Source organism: Aneurinibacillus sp. XH2, from assembly GCF_001439585.2.
Classification (GTDB): domain Bacteria; phylum Bacillota; class Bacilli; order Aneurinibacillales; family Aneurinibacillaceae; genus Aneurinibacillus; species Aneurinibacillus thermoaerophilus.
On the sequence record NZ_CP014140.1, the window covers coordinates 2,077,235 to 2,093,443 of the forward strand.

The 16,209-nt window shown below is 47.4% G+C and carries 22 protein-coding genes and 1 pseudogene; 3 read left to right on the top strand and 20 right to left on the bottom strand.

All coding sequences use genetic code 11. The annotated features are described in order from the left end of the window. Positions 1-5: 5 nt before the first annotated feature. Positions 6-452, top strand: coding sequence for an aminoacyl-tRNA deacylase (locus ACH33_RS10275; RefSeq protein WP_057898939.1), 447 nt, complete (start codon positions 6-8; stop codon positions 450-452). 81 nt (positions 453-533) lie between these two features. Here ACH33_RS10275 and ACH33_RS10280 read toward each other — a convergent pair whose 3' ends face one another. Together ACH33_RS10280 and ACH33_RS20105 are read right to left on the bottom strand one after the other, a co-directional pair. Then, positions 534-776 (bottom strand): tryptophan--tRNA ligase, encoded by a 243-nt coding sequence (locus ACH33_RS10280; RefSeq protein WP_139184892.1) that lies wholly within the window; start codon positions 774-776, stop codon positions 534-536. A gap of 23 nt (positions 777-799) precedes the next feature. Then, positions 800-1,308, bottom strand: a pseudogene (locus ACH33_RS20105) (hypothetical protein). A gap of 539 nt (positions 1,309-1,847) precedes the next feature. On the opposite strand from ACH33_RS20105, the gene ACH33_RS10295 reads away from it, so the two are divergent. Both ACH33_RS10295 and ACH33_RS10300 read left to right on the top strand, forming a co-directional pair. After that, positions 1,848-2,102, top strand: a complete 255-nt coding sequence (locus ACH33_RS10295; protein ID WP_057898943.1) for a hypothetical protein — start codon at positions 1,848-1,850, stop codon at positions 2,100-2,102. Between the two features lie 314 nt (positions 2,103-2,416). Further along, complete coding sequence (locus ACH33_RS10300) at positions 2,417-3,025, top strand: hypothetical protein (RefSeq protein WP_236781857.1); 609 nt, start codon at positions 2,417-2,419, stop codon at positions 3,023-3,025. On the opposite strand, the gene ACH33_RS10305 is transcribed toward ACH33_RS10300, so the two are convergent. The 18 genes from ACH33_RS10305 to eutC (ACH33_RS10380) all read right to left on the bottom strand — a co-directional run bounded on the left by ACH33_RS10305 (position 3,007) and on the right by eutC (ACH33_RS10380) (position 16,207). Then, positions 3,007-3,195, bottom strand: coding sequence for a hypothetical protein (locus tag ACH33_RS10305; RefSeq protein ID WP_057898944.1), 189 nt, complete (start codon positions 3,193-3,195; stop codon positions 3,007-3,009). The two genes, ACH33_RS10300 and ACH33_RS10305, sit on opposite strands and share 19 nt — an antisense overlap. Before the next feature lie 231 nt (positions 3,196-3,426). Next, a complete protein-coding gene (locus ACH33_RS10310) occupies positions 3,427-3,696 on the bottom strand; it encodes a hypothetical protein (protein ID WP_057898945.1) in 270 nt (89 codons plus the stop codon). A gap of 247 nt (positions 3,697-3,943) precedes the next feature. Then, positions 3,944-4,168: a hypothetical protein gene (locus tag ACH33_RS10315; protein ID WP_057898946.1), complete on the bottom strand. Its 225-nt coding sequence runs from the start codon at positions 4,166-4,168 to the stop codon at positions 3,944-3,946. Between the two features lie 64 nt (positions 4,169-4,232). Beyond that, positions 4,233-4,637, bottom strand: coding sequence for a hypothetical protein (locus ACH33_RS10320; protein ID WP_057898947.1), 405 nt, complete (start codon positions 4,635-4,637; stop codon positions 4,233-4,235). Positions 4,638-4,655: 18 nt separating this feature from the next. Next, complete coding sequence (locus ACH33_RS19295) at positions 4,656-4,814, bottom strand: hypothetical protein (protein WP_156424048.1); 159 nt, start codon at positions 4,812-4,814, stop codon at positions 4,656-4,658. Between the two features lie 86 nt (positions 4,815-4,900). Further along, positions 4,901-6,301 (bottom strand): aspartate kinase, encoded by a 1,401-nt coding sequence (locus ACH33_RS10325; RefSeq protein ID WP_057898948.1) that lies wholly within the window; start codon positions 6,299-6,301, stop codon positions 4,901-4,903. A gap of 105 nt (positions 6,302-6,406) precedes the next feature. Continuing rightward, positions 6,407-6,544 carry a hypothetical protein gene (locus tag ACH33_RS19300; RefSeq protein WP_156424049.1) on the bottom strand — a complete coding sequence of 46 codons (138 nt, stop codon included), beginning with the start codon at positions 6,542-6,544 and terminating at the stop codon, positions 6,407-6,409. Between the two features lie 95 nt (positions 6,545-6,639). Beyond that, positions 6,640-7,278: a hypothetical protein gene (locus ACH33_RS10330; RefSeq protein WP_057898949.1), complete on the bottom strand. Its 639-nt coding sequence runs from the start codon at positions 7,276-7,278 to the stop codon at positions 6,640-6,642. 203 nt (positions 7,279-7,481) lie between these two features. Beyond that, positions 7,482-8,783 carry an ethanolamine utilization protein EutH gene (gene eutH, locus ACH33_RS10335; protein ID WP_082706000.1) on the bottom strand — a complete coding sequence of 434 codons (1,302 nt, stop codon included), beginning with the start codon at positions 8,781-8,783 and terminating at the stop codon, positions 7,482-7,484. Between the two features lie 40 nt (positions 8,784-8,823). Next, positions 8,824-9,705 carry an ethanolamine ammonia-lyase subunit EutC gene (gene eutC / locus ACH33_RS10340; protein WP_057898950.1) on the bottom strand — a complete coding sequence of 294 codons (882 nt, stop codon included), beginning with the start codon at positions 9,703-9,705 and terminating at the stop codon, positions 8,824-8,826. A 13-nt stretch (positions 9,706-9,718) separates the two neighbouring features. Further along, on the bottom strand, positions 9,719-11,080 hold the full coding sequence (locus ACH33_RS10345) for an ethanolamine ammonia-lyase subunit EutB (RefSeq protein ID WP_057898951.1): 1,362 nt from the start codon (positions 11,078-11,080) through the stop codon (positions 9,719-9,721). 30 nt (positions 11,081-11,110) lie between these two features. Continuing rightward, the gene (locus ACH33_RS10350) at positions 11,111-11,572 is read right to left on the bottom strand and encodes a BMC domain-containing protein (protein WP_057898952.1); all 462 of its coding nucleotides are present in this window, start codon (positions 11,570-11,572) and stop codon (positions 11,111-11,113) included. A 7-nt stretch (positions 11,573-11,579) separates the two neighbouring features. Continuing rightward, positions 11,580-11,852: a EutN/CcmL family microcompartment protein gene (locus ACH33_RS10355; protein ID WP_057898953.1), complete on the bottom strand. Its 273-nt coding sequence runs from the start codon at positions 11,850-11,852 to the stop codon at positions 11,580-11,582. A gap of 6 nt (positions 11,853-11,858) precedes the next feature. After that, a complete protein-coding gene (locus tag ACH33_RS10360; RefSeq protein ID WP_057898954.1) occupies positions 11,859-12,581 on the bottom strand; it encodes a hypothetical protein in 723 nt (240 codons plus the stop codon). Continuing rightward, positions 12,581-12,874: an ethanolamine utilization microcompartment protein EutM gene (gene eutM, locus ACH33_RS10365; RefSeq protein ID WP_057898955.1), complete on the bottom strand. Its 294-nt coding sequence runs from the start codon at positions 12,872-12,874 to the stop codon at positions 12,581-12,583. The genes ACH33_RS10360 and eutM overlap by 1 nt, the downstream gene beginning before the upstream one ends. A 123-nt stretch (positions 12,875-12,997) precedes the next feature. Beyond that, a complete protein-coding gene (locus ACH33_RS10370; protein WP_057898956.1) occupies positions 12,998-14,530 on the bottom strand; it encodes an acetaldehyde dehydrogenase (acetylating) in 1,533 nt (510 codons plus the stop codon). Positions 14,531-14,554: 24 nt separating this feature from the next. Further along, a complete protein-coding gene (eutL, locus tag ACH33_RS10375) occupies positions 14,555-15,208 on the bottom strand; it encodes an ethanolamine utilization microcompartment protein EutL (protein ID WP_082706001.1) in 654 nt (217 codons plus the stop codon). A 15-nt stretch (positions 15,209-15,223) separates the two neighbouring features. Continuing rightward, complete coding sequence (gene eutC, locus ACH33_RS10380; protein WP_057898957.1) at positions 15,224-16,207, bottom strand: ethanolamine ammonia-lyase subunit EutC; 984 nt, start codon at positions 16,205-16,207, stop codon at positions 15,224-15,226. Positions 16,208-16,209: the final 2 nt, after the last annotated feature.

The window sequence follows — 16,209 nt, forward strand, 5'->3', positions numbered from 1 at the left end:
ATTCTATGGAAAAGGTTAAACAAGCATTATCCGATAAAGGAGTTGACTTCGAGTTTATCTATCATAAATCGCCCATATTATCGCTAAAAGACGGCATCGAAATCTTAAAAATTAACAAAGGGCAGGCCGCCTCTACTCTTGTTTTAAAAGCAGAGGACGAGTACATTGCTGTTATTTCTTCGGGAAACAGTCCAAAACTAGACCTAAATCGAATTAGTGATGTTCTAGGATACACTCAAGTCCGTTTAGCCAAATCGGATGAAATTAAAAGCGTTACCGGGTATGAAATCGGCACCATACCGTTGGTAGGAATGGATCTTCCTTATTTAGTTGATTACCGTCTACAAAGTTATCCATTCATTTATGGGGGTTCTGGTCACCCGAATTATACATTGAAAATCAACCCTCTTCATCTAAACAAGGTAAATAAAATTATAGGATTAATCGAATAGAAGTAGAACAAATAGACCCCTTCAAACAAGGATTTTCTCGTTCGTTGGGGTCAAACTTTCTCCTAAAGTTATAAGATGCGACTAGTAGTAAACTCCTGCAGCCTTTAACATCTTTTCAATGTGACTTTCACTGTGTTCTCTCATCTTTTTTAATCCGTTATCTAAAACATTTTGAATATAATCGGGATGTTTAATAATCTCTGCAAACTTTTTCCGTATTGGATTTAACTCTTTATTTATTGACAAAAACAGCATTTCGCGAACACCGTCACAATCAATCTCATTGTTTTTAAGGCTTGCACTAATTGAATCATATTCTTCCATCGAGCTAAAAGTCGACAATAAGCTTAACAAGGAACACGTAAAATGTTTCCATACATATTATTAAATCGCTCAGCCAAATTTTTAATAAACGCCAGGCCGTTTTTGTGGTCCACTTCAACGAATACATAATCTTCATTAACCATGAGCGTATCAGAAGCCATCAGCAAAGGATACATGTAGCTCAGAAAATCCATGCCCTGGTTGTTCTGTCTATCCATTAATTCATCCACTTCTTCGGGAGATGTACATGCAGACAAAACAGACATGATACGGGTTAGCTCTTTCGCCTGTGATGTCTCCAGATTATAGATTTCTCTACATTAATGCCACAGGCCAGGTAGCAGGCAGTAATAGTCAGGATATTTTGTTCTAAAATATCAGCTTTTTTCACATGTGAAACTGCGTGTAAATCCTCCACAACCTGAAAAAACGTATGTTCATTTTGCAAATCAATGATTGGTTTTATAGACCCTACATAGTTTCCTAGGTGCGGTATTCCTGTTGCACGTATTCCTGTAATGACATGTCCCATATCGTTCTCTCCTCTAAAGTTTTATAAGCTATGCATCTAGTTTTGCTGATCAAGCAAACAAACCGCACTTTTTAACTATTAGTTTACCGTAGCTAAATAATAGAGTTTACTTTTATCCACCTCCCTAGTATCCATCCGCAAGTTAACTAAATAGTAGGTAATTTATCTGGAATTTTAAACAATAAATATATAATTTTAACATTTTATACAAATATTGATGTTGTTGCGAAACTAATATAAAAATCCAACTTTGCCCGCCTTTTCGCGGGTGGTACCTCTGAAAGCCCAACAGTAAAACCCCAGTAAGAATGAGAGCGTTCAAGAAGTACACTTCCGTAAGAAAACAACACTAAAGTAGGATTGAAGCAAGAAGCATGTAAGCAGTACTTTGCGTGGGATTCTCGGTCTTCCTGTTCGATAAGCAGGCTCTATATATAAAAGCAACTTTCTGATGTTCGTGCATATAATACAACACTAGATCATTGCATAGTATTATAGAGGGAAAACTTTTTATACCATAAAGAAAGGATTGAATCTCCATGCAATTTGCCGAAAACATTAAAAAATTGTTAAACGGAGAAAAGAAAGTTGAAGAAATTCAAGTGAAATTCAAGAACGGTAAAGAAAAAAAATACGACCTAGAGGAATCGTCAGAAGACACGATTAAAAGTATGTTTGCTGAAGTTGATTGGACTGAAGTAGCAGAAGTAGACGTCGAATTCGAAGATGGAGATAAAGTGGAGTTGGAATTGGAAGAATCTGAAGATGAGGCAGACGAAGAGGAAGACAAATAATATCAAAAGAGGGGGCTCCGAAATAACGGGCACCCTCTTCTATTCATCTATGTTTAAAAAAGGATGAAGCTAATCAACGTCCGATAACATGAATGATAGTAAACCCATCAATAACAAAATCCCCGAATTCGGTTAAAATCATCCAATGTTAAAAATTAACATTTAGCTTTCGCAAAGCTCTCACATAAAACATAAGGAACGTTCTCAAAATATAGATGTATTACGGCTGTTACTCATCCAACTATTTATCATATGAAGTGAATAAGCAACATCTGTGAAACGTTCTTTCAAATATTATGCTAAGGTGAGAGTCAATGAAACAATTATGTAAGCATTTTGTTTGTATCTTTTTGCTTTTGGGATGTGATCTACCCGCAACGGCCCAATATAATATGATTCCAAAATTTATTATCAACAGTCAACCTACAACAAACGTAAAAGAGTTGATAAATAGTTCAACCATCATCGCCTTCGGAAAGTTCGATGCCGCGAACCAGAAGCAGCCAACAGGAAAACGGGTTGAAGGTGGTGAATTGGTCAATTTTGTGCAGAGTTTTCATGTAAAAAAATTTTTGAAAGGAACTGGCCCGCGCTCGATTCGTGTCTTATCGACCGGGATTGAACCGCTCCCTGATCCCTCGCATCCTCTAAATAAAGTTTATCCAGGTCCGATGGCAGAAGGAGAATACGTATGTTTTCTTACATCCGTTGCAGGAACTCATTTATACACGATCATTGGAGGCTGGCAGGGAGTATATCCCGTCCATGAAGGAAAAGTAATTTCCCTAGAACAATCAGGATATTCGGAATTCAATCAGTTAACTCTACAAGAATTAGAAAAGAAAATTCAAGCAGCGGTATTCATCGAGCGACCATACACCTTCCGACCCGCTGACTTTTTGCATCATGTGCCGCGCACCTGACCAGCCATAAAATCGCCCACGACGCTGACCTGCTTTGCGCGCGGTGCCCATACGGCAAATCGCACACCTGCCTTGTTTTGTTCGCAGCACAGATGCGCACCAAACACCCGGTAACCGCGAAATAAGCTGCCTTCGTGAAACAAATATAAATCCCATCCATCCGAATGCATGACGTCTCCCCCTGCGCTTTTTATCGCTTTGGAATGCTTTTTGCTTCTATCATGAATTATTTAATAATTTCGATAACAAAAGAAACCTTCCTGCCTAATTTCAAAAAAAACCACTCACATAATACATAGGACGTCATTCATGCAAAAGAAGCCGTCGTTAATCTACGGCTTCAAAACATCACCCAAAGCAAAGAAATGATTGAAAAAGAGGTACCGGAAATATAAAAGCAATCATTCGTGAAATCCTGACTCTGCGTTCACGTTAACCAAGCGGGCTTCTCGCAGATCGCGGATACTGACTCGTCCCGTGCGATTCGTATCCAAAAATTTGACCCTGGCGTCTACAGGCATTCCGGTTTCATCCTGTATAAACCCGATGACAATACAGTGCCGGCCCCGATGCTTCTTTTTTAACGCGTTAAGCGGTTGCACTACATACTCTTTGCCCAACTCGATTTTTATCGCATGATATTTTTCATCGTTAACGTATGTATTTACCATGCAGGCTGTTATCCTTCCCCGCCGGTCCGTAAAATAATCAACGTAACTCGATGTCAACGTACGTTCCCTCACTCTCTACCTGTATGATTCTTTATACCTAATTGAAAATCTTAGGTAATTCATAAGTCCATAATATCTTATTTTTCTCTTCGAATTCCATATCTTTTTACACTGTATAAACGTTCCAAAGTACATATAAACAAAAAAGAACCCTTAGAAGGGCTCAGGTAAAGTACAGGAGGGAACGCTACGTCAAAGTTTCAAAGCGGCCAACGATTTCTCCGCTTTCGTAACTTTTTAGCGCATCATGATATGTCACCAGATTGTTATCTTTCAAAAATGCCGCGAATTCAGAGGAAGAAAGACGGCCAATAAGCGCGTCATCCTGAAGGGAAAACGAGAAGCGCCCACCTTTTACAGCGCCAAAATACATAATATGCGAACAAGCAGGTTGCAATTTGACTTCAATCATAAAAGAGCCCCTCCTTGTCCCGTATTTTTCCCTAATAGCTATTAAATATACGGGAAGGAAGGGCCTATTCTTTGCGTATGAATTTGAGCGTAAACATTTCTTTGCGGTTCGGGCTCCACTCCACGGTTAGCGTAAATGTATCCCTTTCGCCTGCAAGCTTGCATCCTTGGCATACGATGCGGCGGGTGATGGCACTTTTATTGTTCATATTATCTTCGCTGCCCTTGATTTCCCGCGGTACCCCCGCAAGCGTGTAGCTTACATCATAGACAGAATCAATGTCAGGCGATTTGTATGACAGGCGAAGCACCTGCGTTTCTTTGTCTGAACCTGGGGTGTGAATGGCCGTAAGCATCGCTTTCCAATTCTTTGATTCACCTAAGTATACCATTTTTTCCTGCCGCTCCGTACATCCAGCCGCTACAAGTGCTATAAGCAAAAAGCAGCAGATCCAGATCCGCTGTTTCATCTTCTACCCCCGTTTGTCTCACAAACTCATTACTTCTCGCACGAGCTTGATATTTTGTGCGCCTTCCTTCTTTTTTTCGACGGCAAACGCTTTTGCTTCGTCCAAGGTAGAGAATGCTTCGACCTTTTTGTACAGGAACCCAAAATCCGTTATCGCATCGTAAATGACCATATACATATCGATGCGCGCAGGGCCGACTAGATCAAATCGTGCCGGCTCTACGCTTCCCCCTCCTTTTTATTCGATTTTTATGGCTAATCCGCTTATCGGTTCGTTACTGTTTCTTTTTCGAGTGCGTGCTTTTTTTCGGGGCCGCTTTGAAAAAACTCTTCATAAATGGCACGCACCGCTTTTTCCTCGTCTACCGCTTGCACACCGAACATCATGCTGACTTCGGAAGATCCTTGGTTAATCATCTCGATATTAACGTGTGCTCGCGCCAGCGCACCAGCCGCCCGTGCCGTCGTGCCAACATTGTGGCGCATGCCTTCGCCTACGACCATGATCATAGACAATCCGCGCTGCACGACGACATCATCTACAGCCAATTCCTTGCGAATACGCTCTACCACGCGTTTCTCAATCTCTGCATCGAATCTATCTTCCTTCAAAATGACCGAGATATCGTCAATGCCGGACGGAATATGTTCGTACGACAGGTTTTCATCTTCGAGAATGTGCAGCAGCCGACGGCCAAACCCAATCTCACGGTTCATCAAATATTTACTGACGTAAATACTGACAAAACCGTCCGCGCTGGCAATGCCAACCACAGGATTCCCATTCGGCTCACGCTCAAACACGATCATTGTGCCCCGAGCTGAGGGATTGTTTGTATTTTTAATACAAACAGGGATACCCGCGCGAAAAGCCGGGATTAGCGCTTCGTCATGGAACACGGAGAAGCCAGCGTATGACAATTCCCGCATTTCACGGTACGTAAGTTTTTCAATCGGTTGCGGATTTTTTACCATGTTCGGATTGGCGGAAAATACGGAATCCACATCCGTGAAGTTCTCGTACAAATCCGCCTTGACGGCCGCGGCCAAAATTGAGCCAGTAATATCCGAGCCGCCGCGTGAGAATGTCACTAGTTCTCCGGCCGGAGAATATCCGAAAAAGCCCGGAAAAATAAGAATACCTTCCCGTTCCCGGAGCGTGCGCAAATATTCGTACGATTCCGGGAGCACTTGAGCATTGCCGTGCTCATCGCTGACCAAAAGCCCCGCCTCTTTCGGGTTGACATAGCTGGCCGCAACGCCTTTGCTTTGCAGATAGCGTGCTACAACTTTGGCGTTGTTGTCTTCCCCGCTCGCTTTCAGGGCATCCATAAACATCTCAGGTCGGCTGCGATCCAATTTTAAGCGTTCGCGCAGATCCGCTTCGATTACATCCACAATCTCTTCTGACAATTCAAGACCTCGGGCGATTTCTCGATAACGCTCCACTACTGCCGCCAATTCCGCCTCCGCTTCGCCTTCCGCTAAATACCTCTCCGCCAAGGCGATAAGCAAATCGGTTACTTTCGTGTCATTTCTATCTCTTTTTCCTGGCGCGGATACGACGATAATTTTCCGATCCGGATCCGCAAGCACAATATCGCACACTTTTCTAATTTGTTCGGCATTCGCTAAAGACGTACCTCCGAACTTTGCTACTTTCATTTCTTAATCCCCCACTTCTGTCGTCCATCACTGTCACAATACGACTTTTTCTATATTTCCGAATACTCATATCTTATACTAAAATATCTGAACATGCCAGTTTTTTCACAGTTGCTTGCGGCTTACGATAAATTCTCCGCGCAACGCCTGCCCGGCTAGCGCGTCCGCCTCATTGTTCGACTCTATGGATTGAGCGGCTTCGTTTTTCCGAATGCAGTACGACCTGCCGCTTTGTATGTCCATTCAATGCTGACCTTCATGCCGCGCTTTCCTCCTGTTCACTTCATGGCTTGAAACTACGAAAAAATCCCGTCCGAATCGGCGGGATTTTTTACTACTTATTTTACGACACGCAAATACTGTTTGCGAATGTTTGCGAACCGTTTATATACTTCGGAAATTTCTTCAAGCACATCCCATGTAAAAATTTCATCCGCATCCTGCTCCACACGCACAATTTCTTTATCGGTCAGTGCCATAATGCAATGCTCAAATTCGTCGCTCTCCGCCTTATAATTGGCTTCACCTTCACGGTATCGAGCAAGAGCAACATATTTTTCTTCTCCGGGAACTTGAAGCAAATATACATCCTCGTTCATCACGACCATAACCGGATTTCCGTCCAAATCGGGAAAATCTTTGGCAATGATAACAACGCCTGCGTTTTTCTCAAGAACCTCCCACTCGACGAAGCTTTCTGTAAGCTCTTTATCCATCGCTTGTTCGAACCGGCTGCGGAGCATTTCTTTAATGATGTCGCGCACTTCTTCCGCTTCCTCGCGGGTCGCAAAATACACTTCGTTTCCGTTCTCAACAAATCCTCCGTGCGCAAACGCGATATCTCGGTAGCTTGTGCCAAGCAATTTATCGATATGATCATTGCGAAGGAGTCCTTCTCTTGCATTAACCGATACGAGATAATATGTCACTTCTTTTAATGCATCGACATACCTGTTCACTTTGACCGTAATTTCCATCCATAAACCTCCTAAAAAATGCCGCATTGTACAACGCATCCAAAAATAACTTACATTGCATTTTACCATTTTCTGCGCCACTGTTTCAAATGCCTGGTTCCGCAAATGCCACAGAAAAATCAGCAAGCACGCTCCCTTTTTCCGTCTTGCCGGAAACATGTGGGAAGCGGCTTGCTGATTCTTTCACACCAATATACAAAATGTTAGAGCCCGCTTAGCTTCGGATCATATGGTTGCTCGTCGCCTTCAAGTGGAACATCCACCCTGTCGCTCATCTCTTTGTATTCATGTTCTCCAATCACACCAAGGGCGCGATCCTGTTCTTCCAGTTCCAGCGCCTTCGGTACAGAAAGCCAGTACGCAAGTGCGATCGCAATGACCCCTGCGCCGATTTTGCCCAACATAATCGGTAGAATTAGTGTCGGCTGAAAGTTGGCGGTAAAGGACAGATGATCGCCAAACAAAAATGCTGCACATACTGCGAATGAAATATTCACCACTTTATCTTTCGGCGGCATTGATTTTACAAGGCGGAACATCGCCAGAATGTTAGCGACGGTAGCAAGCAACCCGGCGCTGCCAATAGCGCTCAGGCCAAGCCGGCGTCCAACCGCCTCCAGCGGCCTTGCTCCATATTTCCGGAGCATATAAACGAGCGGAAAAGCGCCCGCTAACATAATACCAATATAACCGGCAACTTCAAGACCACGCACCTGGTTTTCCGCATCCGCGATAATCGGATCAAAGCCCCAGCTGCCAAGCAGCTTCGTAAATACGCCCGTAAAATATTCAACGATAGAGAATACAAGCACAAGCTTAATAAATGCATCCATAATCCGGCCGAACCAAATAAATCCCTTAATCATCATATCCGGTAAGAAACGTAAACCGAGCGCAATCAGCACAACGAAAATCACGAGCGGACCCAGATTGAGAAAAATCTGGCCAAAGCTCAGCGCAAGCTGATACGTTGCCTCGCCGTCCGTCGCAATTATCTTCCTCACTTTCGCATCGGACAAAACAATCAAAAGACTGGAAATAAATACACCGATAGGAACAGTCAAAATCCCTGACATCACTCCGAGCGCCATATATTTATGATCGCGCTTGTCCAACATAGCAAGTCCCATCGGAATGGAAAATACGATCGTCGCGCCCGCCATATAGCCCGTGATCATCGCCATAATCCAGCTTTCCTTCGTCTCCGCCAGTTTCTCTGCCAATTGATATCCACCCATATCGACCGCGATAATGGAAGTAGCAGCAAGGGCCGGATCCGCACCCACCATATTATATAAAGGCCCAAATATGGCTTCGATGACCTGAGACAAATAAGGAATCGCTGCCATAATGCCAGCAGATGGAACAAAAATATAGCCGATGGAATGCAGACCTTCCATAAATTCGCGGCCCAATCCTTTTTCGCTGTCACGAATGGCCGCAATCGCTCCGATAACTGCGGAAGCCATTAGCAAATAGATAACATACGTACCGAGTTGCGCCACGTTAATCCCCCTTTATAAATAAAGCAATCCTCCCGATAGACTAACTATTCTGACTATTCTTCTTTTGCATATACTTTACGCCGCTCGCTTGATGACGAATAATGTCTTCTATTAAATCAGCCAGATACGCGCCCGCTTCCAAAGGTGGAAAACCACCCTTATGAATGTTAGAAATAACCGTTCGATCCGCTTCTACCGTTTTTTCGTTCGGGCGATATATCATATACGCGCTTAAACTTTCCGCTGTGGCAAGCCCTGGACGTTCGCCAATAAGGGATATAACGACATCGCAATCTACAATGGAAGCAATATGATCTTGCACCCAGACGCGCGCCCGTTTCACAAATAGCGGCTTGGCCATGCTCAAATTTTTTAGCGTAAGACCCTGTGTCAAAGATGCAAGCAAATCGCGGGCATTCGCTTCTACCGCGGAAGAGCTGAGACCATCGCAAACGAGAATCTGTACGTTTTTCCGCTTATCGCCGTTCTCTTCCAGCCAGCGGGCTGATTCATCAGACAACTTTCTTCCTTTATCCAAATCCATCAAATAAGTGGCCATATCTTCCGCACAAGTATGGAGGACAGGCAAATCAAGGGAAGCAAGAAACGAATCAGACACATCTTTCATGACTGCGTCCTGCGCCGCCGCATGATCGATACGAAATTGCAGGTAGTCTTTCGTCCGCATGCGCGTGCCAGCGCGACCAATGCCGATACGGGCCGGCGTCACCTGCTGCGCCCGTTCAATCGCGGCCCGATTGTGCGGGTGTTTTACCCCGATTTCTTTTTGCTCTGAAAAATAAATGGTCTCGGCATGGGTGATTTCCTGCGACTCAGGCGCTTCCGCTCGTTCATCCTGAAGCTTTTTCGTCAATTCCCGCAGCACTTGTTCGACGACCTGTTCAATTTTTTCCTGATTCATATCCTCACCCCGCCTAATCGAATATGGAAAGATCGCCCGCACGTTCGGTGAGCCTTCCATTTTCCATAATGCCCATCTTCTCAAGCCATTTTTCAAACTCTCGCAACGGACGCAAGCCTAGCATTTCCCGCAGGCTCGCATCATCGTGGTAGCTTGTATCCTGGTAATTTAACATCACATCGTCTCCGGCAGGCACCCCCATATAAAAATTCGCGCCCGCCAAAGCGGTCAGCATACCAGCAATTTCCTGATCATTCTGGTCAGCATACATATGGTTCGTATACGTCGGAGCAATCCCCATTGGCAAACCGTGCAATTTGCCCATAAACAAATCTTCCAGATCAGCGCGGATCATCTGGCGCCCATCATAAAGCGTCTCGGGGCCGATAAAGCCGGATACATTGTTCACCATGAACGGTTGCCAGTTGCGGGCATAACCATACGTACGGGCTTCAAGCGTCTGCATGTCCACGCCGTGTGCAGCGTCCAGCGACACTTCCGAACCCTGCCCGGTTTCAAAATACATAACGTTCGGGCCTGCGGCTGTGCCAAGGCGACGCATCATAGCCAGCCCTTCATCAAGCAATTTCTTATCAACACCAAACGCTTCATTCGCCTTTTGCGTCCCCGCTAAACTTTGAAACATGAGTGCGATCGGGGCACCTTTTTCCAGCGCTTTCATCTGTGTTGTAATATGGGCCAGCACACAATTTTGCGTCGGAATCTCCCATTTCATTATAAAGTCATGTGACATGTGCAGCAGCCGCGATACTGACTCTACTGTATCTACATTGGGATTAATCCCGATAACTGCATCTCCTGAGCCGTATGACAGACCTTCTTTAATCGAAAAAAGAATCCCTTCCGGTGAATCAGTCGGGTGGTTCGGTTGGCAACGAAACGCCAGCCTTCCTTCTTCGCCAATAAGCGTATTACAGTGAGCGGTAGGGCGAATTTTCTGTGAGGCCATTACCAGGTCAATGCTTGACATGAGTTTGGCGACCGCCGCAATCATTTCGCTCGTCAACCCACGACCTAAGCGCTGCAACTCGTGTGCCCCAGTCCTGTGAGACAATATATAATCCCGTAACTCTCCAACGCTCCAGTCTTTTATCTCGTTATAAATGGACAGGTTTATTCCGTCATAAATAACCCGCGTTACCTCATCTTTCTCATAAGGAATCACCGGATTTTCATAAATATCCGCAAGCCGCATTTCGCTAAGCACCACTTTGGCCGCCATCCGTTCGAGCGAAGACTCAGCCGCGATTTTTGCCATTTTGTCGCCGGACTTTTCCTCACTTGCTTTTGCCAGCACTTCTTTTACGGACGAGAAAGAATAGCTCGTGTTTTTGATTACACACGAAAGTTTCAATGATTTTCCCTCCTTTCCACCCAGAGCCTCTTACCGTTTACCTGACGGCTTACCTGTATCTTCTGAACCGTTTGCGTCGCCACCCTGATCTTTTGATAAGGAAATGTCTGGTGCTGCTACGACCTGCGGCTGCGCTGCGTCTTTTGCTTCTTTTTTGCGTCGTGTTCCGGCACCGCCCGCTTTCGCTTCTTTTTCTGGGGCAGAAGGCTTAGCAGGCGGATCAGACTTTTTTAGCACCGCGCGCACCTCTTCATCGGGACGCGGAATAAAATGCCATGATACAAGTTCGCCGACGCGTTCCGCCGCGGCTTTACCTGCTTCCAGTGCGGCCTGTACCGCACCTACGTCTCCCTCAATAAATACGCTCACGAGCGCGGCGTCCACTTTCTCCTGGGCAAGCAACTTCACATCAGCCGCCTTCACCATTGCGTCCGCCGCTTCGATCGAACCGATCAACCCTCTCGTTTCAATCATACCAAGCGCTTGTGCCATTTATCTTTCACCTGCTTTCCACATCTATTGAATCCACAATGCCAATAACTACGGCATCAATCGGCACATCTTTTTCCGAAATGACAAACCGGGCGGCGCTGCCGAGCGTGACCATTACCGTATCGCCGATTCCTGCCCCAATGCGGTCAGCGGCGATCAGCGGAACATCTACCGGCACGCCTTTTGTGTCCTCCAACTGTACAAATAAAAATTTAAGCCCGGTTAATCCGTCTTCTTTGCGTGTTGCCCACACGTTGCCAACTACGGTTCCTATGCGCACGGTGCATCACCCCTCATCCACTTGAATCGTAACGCCCCCTGCACGCGCTGCATCACGAGCTAACGGTGTAATCACCGTGGACGGGGATACGTAAATCACACCTTCTTTCGCCTGCTGCACATCGCTGTGGGTCAGCACTTTCCCTTCAAATACTACAGGGCGCAAACGCGGCATTCCTCCCTTTTCTGCTCTTTCTTCCATCCGTGCCTCCTCGTCAGCCAACGCCAGTACATCCGCAATAGAGCCAAGGGTAGCACCAAAGGAACGAAGCGTGTCTGTATAGGCGCGAATATGCTGTCTGTAGCGCTTGGCCGACTGGGAGAGCACCGCGTCTCCCGTTTTTGGATGAAGAAGCCATTTCAAGGAAACGCACGGGACAAGCAACGCAGGAATGCCCGCCAGCAACGCTTCCGCAAGCAACCGGCTTTCCACGGTTCCAGTAAGCCCTAACGCGCCCTGAACAATTAAATCTTGACTTGTCTCAAGAAATACCGTTTGCTTCACATCACGGTGCAAAGACACATGCTCGATTTCTTCCACCCGCGCATGATATACATTCCATCCTGCCTGCAATTCTTTTTCAATAATATCAACGGCTTTCGCTTCCAGTTCGCCCGGATAGACGAGCAAAAGTCCAGGTTTGACCGGCCGCGTAGGTTCAGCGGCCGGATAGAGCCTGGCGAGCACCTCTTCAACGATGCGCTCAAGAATCGCTTTATCGGTAATCATTATGAATCAAGCTGCGCCTTCGGCAGGATGCTTTCGAGTTCGTTGTGCGGGCGCGGGATAACATGGACGGAAAGAAGTTCACCAACGCGCTGCGCCGCGGCTGCTCCAGCATCCGTCGCCGCTTTCACCGCTCCGACGTCACCGCGCACCAGCACGGTTACTAAGCCGCCGCCAACATGCACCTTCCCGATAAGATGAACATTCGCCGCCTTGACCATTGCGTCCGCAGCTTCTACGGATGCAACCAAGCCTTTCGTCTCAATCATTCCCAGGGCTGTTAATTCTCTTGCCATCATTTATTCCTCCTCATATATTGTAATCTGTAAAAATAACATCCTTTTGCATATAGATCTTGCTTACTATACCGACACACTCTCAGCACAAGTCAATGCCGATGCGTCAAATCGGTGATAAATTTATAGTTGCGCGAGCACTTTATCCACAATAGCAGCCACCGTCTGCTTGTCCATCCGACCAACCGGTCCGACTTGGGCCAGCACCTGAGCTACCACTTCCTTGATTTGCCCTGTTTCGCTTTTCTCTTTAGCGCTCGCTGTACGAACGTCTACAGTGCCGTTTCCCGGCTTCGGTACGGTCACATCTTTCGCATGGTAGGCCAACCGCTTTATACTCATCAGGTGATGCGCCGTAATATTATCTCCGGTAATATTACCGCCGAACGTTCCGCAGCCAAGCGTCATCGATGCGGTAAGTCCCGTTGTTGCCCCGACTGCGCCGATGGAAGACGGGGTGTTGACAAGAATGCGTGATACAGGCAGACGCAGGGCAAACGTCCGCGCCACTTCGTCGTCTTCCGTATGCAGCACCAGCGTATGACCGCGACCGCCAAGCGCCAGCAACCTCTCACATAAATCGCTTGCTTCCTGCCAACCGTTCACCGTGTACAATGCGAGAATCGGAGACAATTTTTCGATCGAGAACGGTATCTCTTTGCCGACCTGCGTTTCTTCCGCAAGCAAGAGCGTTGTTTCCTGCGGAACCCGGATGCCGGCCATTTCCGCGATCACTGACGCGCTCTTGCCTACGATCGCCGGATTCAGCTTGCCGCGCATGGGAGAGATAACATGTTCAACTTTTTTCTTTTCCTCTTCGTTTAACACGTATGCTCCATTATTTTTGAATGCGCGCAGCGTCTGCTCCCGTACATTACGATCAACGATAACCGACTGTTCCGAGGCGCAAATGGTACCGTTGTCAAACGTTTTACTATCAATAATACGTTGAACGGCCTGCGCCACTTTCGCCGTTTTCTCAATGTAGGCTGGTACGTTGCCCGGGCCAACGCCGTATGCTGGCTTACCCGAACTGTAAGCAGCACGTACCAGCCCGCTGCCGCCCGTCGCCAGAATCAAATGTACATCCGGGTGTTTCATCAGCCCTTCCGTTGCTCCCATGGTCGGCTCTTCAATCCAACCAATGATGCCTTCCGGCGCTCCGGCTTTCACAGCCGCTTCATAGCAGACGCGGGCTGCTTCCACCGTGCACCTCGTCGCGGACGGATGCGGACTGAAAACAATGGCGTTCCGTGCTTTAAGAGCGATCAAACTTTTAAAAATCGCGGTCGAAGTCGGATTGGTAACTGGTACGATCCCGGCGATGACACCGAACGGCGCGGCGATCTCCACCACCTTTTCCTCCGGGACTTCCCGGATGACACCAACCGTTTTGACACCGGCAATTGATTCATATACCCCTTTGGATCCAACCTGATTTTTAATCACCTTATGCTCGATAACGCCAAGCCCGGTTTCCTCTACAGCCAGGCAAGCCAAATCGTACGCTTTTTCGTACGCCGCATCGGCCATGGCTTTGACAATGCGATCCACCTGCTCCTGTGAGTAACCTTTAAACTCCTGCTGGGCTTGTTTCGCTCGACGCACGGCGTTTCGCATTGTCTGCACCGATTGCAAATCTCGATCCAACTGCAAACTGCTCACTCCTTTCCTGCTCGCTTACCAGACAAGGGGCTGACGGGCGATTTGAATAATGCTGTCACGAAAAGCGGCCGCTGCTGCCTGGCAAGCTGATTGCGTTCCGGTAAGAAGCCCGCCGCCAAAGTTCGTTTCGGACGGCGGCCCATAAAATGCGGCCAGTTTCACATCCGCTGCCTTCAGCGCGGCGTCTAGCCCATACATCGCCTCCAGGGGCGGGGCAATTAAGTACGCCAGCGGCTCCCCTTCGTTAATGCCCGCCACTTTCGACAGATAGCTTCCGGTGCGAGCCACTACATGTGCATATAAGGTGTGCGTGCCTTCATCATTCAACGCCTCAAAATATGCGTCGTAGCGGATGGTATTTTCGATCGCTTCAATACCGCTGGCCACTTCGTCCGGATTAGGGCCTGCGATAATACCGATAAATTCACCGGACAGCGGACCGGACGCGTGCGCCGCGCCTGCGTAAAACGAACGAGCATATACAACTTCCACTTCCGCCCGCTTGGTTGCTTCGTCAAGCGCAGTGTAACCTACGTCGTCAATGGTGGTTGTAATCATTCCCAAACTTCGCTGGCCCGGCTTTAGTTTGAACTGCTCGGCCAGCGCCTCGTCTACATTCGGAATCATGCGCACCGCCAGCACTTCTGCTCGAATCGGCTGAAGTTCCACTTCTCCCCACCTCCTCTATTTTTCTTTCTGCACGAGGGATACGCCGCTCGCTTCATACTTCAGAATTTTTTGGACTACATTGCCGAGGTACGCTCCCGCTTCTACCGGCGGAATCCCGCCCGCATGAATATTGGAAATAACCATGCGATCCGCTTCCACTGTCCCTTTCCGCGGACGATAGCACAAGTACGCGCTCAAACTCTCCGCGCTAACCAGTCCGGGACGCTCACCGATAAGCAATACGACTACGTCCGGTTCAAGCACCTCGCCGATGTCGTCCATCACCGCTACGCGACCTTTCTCTACAAAGAAAGGTGTGCCAGTTTCAATGCCAAGGTTTTTCAGCGATTGCATAAGAGCTAAGTACGTATCTTCCGCATTCGTATCGACCGCCTGTGAACTCAACCCGTCAGAGAGAACAATCTGTACTTTCGGCTTATATTTGCAGCGTTCACGCAGCGTCTTTTTCGCCTCTTCACTCAAACGGCGCCCTAAATCTGGCCTAAGAATATACTCTTCTTTGCTGCTTACGCAGGTGGCTACGCTGAACAGGTTCAGCCGTTTCAACAGCTCCGGATTCACCGTACCGTACACGGCGTCCACCGCGGCCGCATGGTCAAGGCGAAACGTAAGCCACGTGTCCGTCTTCGGTCTAAGTCCGGCGCGTCCGATGCCGATCCGGGCCGGAGTCTGCTTCATCAAGGTTAACAGTTGTTCTTTATTTTGCGGCTTTTCAATCCCTGTTTTCCTACCACCGTTAGCACCAGTCGCCGAAGGTTCCACCGGCTTCGTCTGCCGGGCGGTAGATTCCGTTACAGGGGTGACTGGATTCTCCGTGATTTTCTCCCGTCCGGATGCTACATGATCCCATACTTTCACGGAGCCATAACTTCTCGTTTCTGCTTTCAGCTTCGGTTCTTTAAGAGGCTGTTGCGCTTCCACCGCTTTCAATTTTTCCATGACAAGACGGGTTACGGTTTCAATTAGCTGCTGATCCACTT

What these genes read in the sequence shown, in the direction of transcription:
- ACH33_RS10315 (WP_057898946.1), bottom strand. Translation starts at nt 4,168, where the DNA reads ATGATTGAAGTCAAATTGCAACCTGCTTGTTCGCATATTATGTATTTT.
- ACH33_RS10310 (WP_057898945.1), bottom strand. Translation starts at nt 3,696, where the DNA reads ATGGTAAATACATACGTTAACGATGAAAAATATCATGCGATAAAAATC.
- ACH33_RS10360 (WP_057898954.1), bottom strand. Translation starts at nt 12,581, where the DNA reads ATGATTACCGATAAAGCGATTCTTGAGCGCATCGTTGAAGAGGTGCTC.
- ACH33_RS19295 (WP_156424048.1), bottom strand. Translation starts at nt 4,814, where the DNA reads ATGTATATGGTCATTTACGATGCGATAACGGATTTTGGGTTCCTGTAC.
- ACH33_RS10330 (WP_057898949.1), bottom strand. Translation starts at nt 7,278, where the DNA reads ATGGAAATTACGGTCAAAGTGAACAGGTATGTCGATGCATTAAAAGAA.
- ACH33_RS10305 (WP_057898944.1), bottom strand. Translation starts at nt 3,195, where the DNA reads ATGCATTCGGATGGATGGGATTTATATTTGTTTCACGAAGGCAGCTTA.
- ACH33_RS10350 (WP_057898952.1), bottom strand. Translation starts at nt 11,572, where the DNA reads ATGGCACAAGCGCTTGGTATGATTGAAACGAGAGGGTTGATCGGTTCG.
- eutM (WP_057898955.1), bottom strand. Translation starts at nt 12,874, where the DNA reads ATGGCAAGAGAATTAACAGCCCTGGGAATGATTGAGACGAAAGGCTTG.
- ACH33_RS10325 (WP_057898948.1), bottom strand. Translation starts at nt 6,301, where the DNA reads ATGAAAGTAGCAAAGTTCGGAGGTACGTCTTTAGCGAATGCCGAACAA.
- ACH33_RS10280 (WP_139184892.1), bottom strand. Translation starts at nt 776, where the DNA reads ATGGAAGAATATGATTCAATTAGTGCAAGCCTTAAAAACAATGAGATT.
- ACH33_RS10320 (WP_057898947.1), bottom strand. Translation starts at nt 4,637, where the DNA reads ATGAAACAGCGGATCTGGATCTGCTGCTTTTTGCTTATAGCACTTGTA.
- ACH33_RS10275 (WP_057898939.1), top strand. Translation starts at nt 6, where the DNA reads ATGGAAAAGGTTAAACAAGCATTATCCGATAAAGGAGTTGACTTCGAG.
- ACH33_RS19300 (WP_156424049.1), bottom strand. Translation starts at nt 6,544, where the DNA reads ATGGACATACAAAGCGGCAGGTCGTACTGCATTCGGAAAAACGAAGCC.
- ACH33_RS10300 (WP_236781857.1), top strand. Translation starts at nt 2,417, where the DNA reads ATGAAACAATTATGTAAGCATTTTGTTTGTATCTTTTTGCTTTTGGGA.
- eutC (WP_057898950.1), bottom strand. Translation starts at nt 9,705, where the DNA reads ATGAATCAGGAAAAAATTGAACAGGTCGTCGAACAAGTGCTGCGGGAA.
- ACH33_RS10295 (WP_057898943.1), top strand. Translation starts at nt 1,848, where the DNA reads ATGCAATTTGCCGAAAACATTAAAAAATTGTTAAACGGAGAAAAGAAA.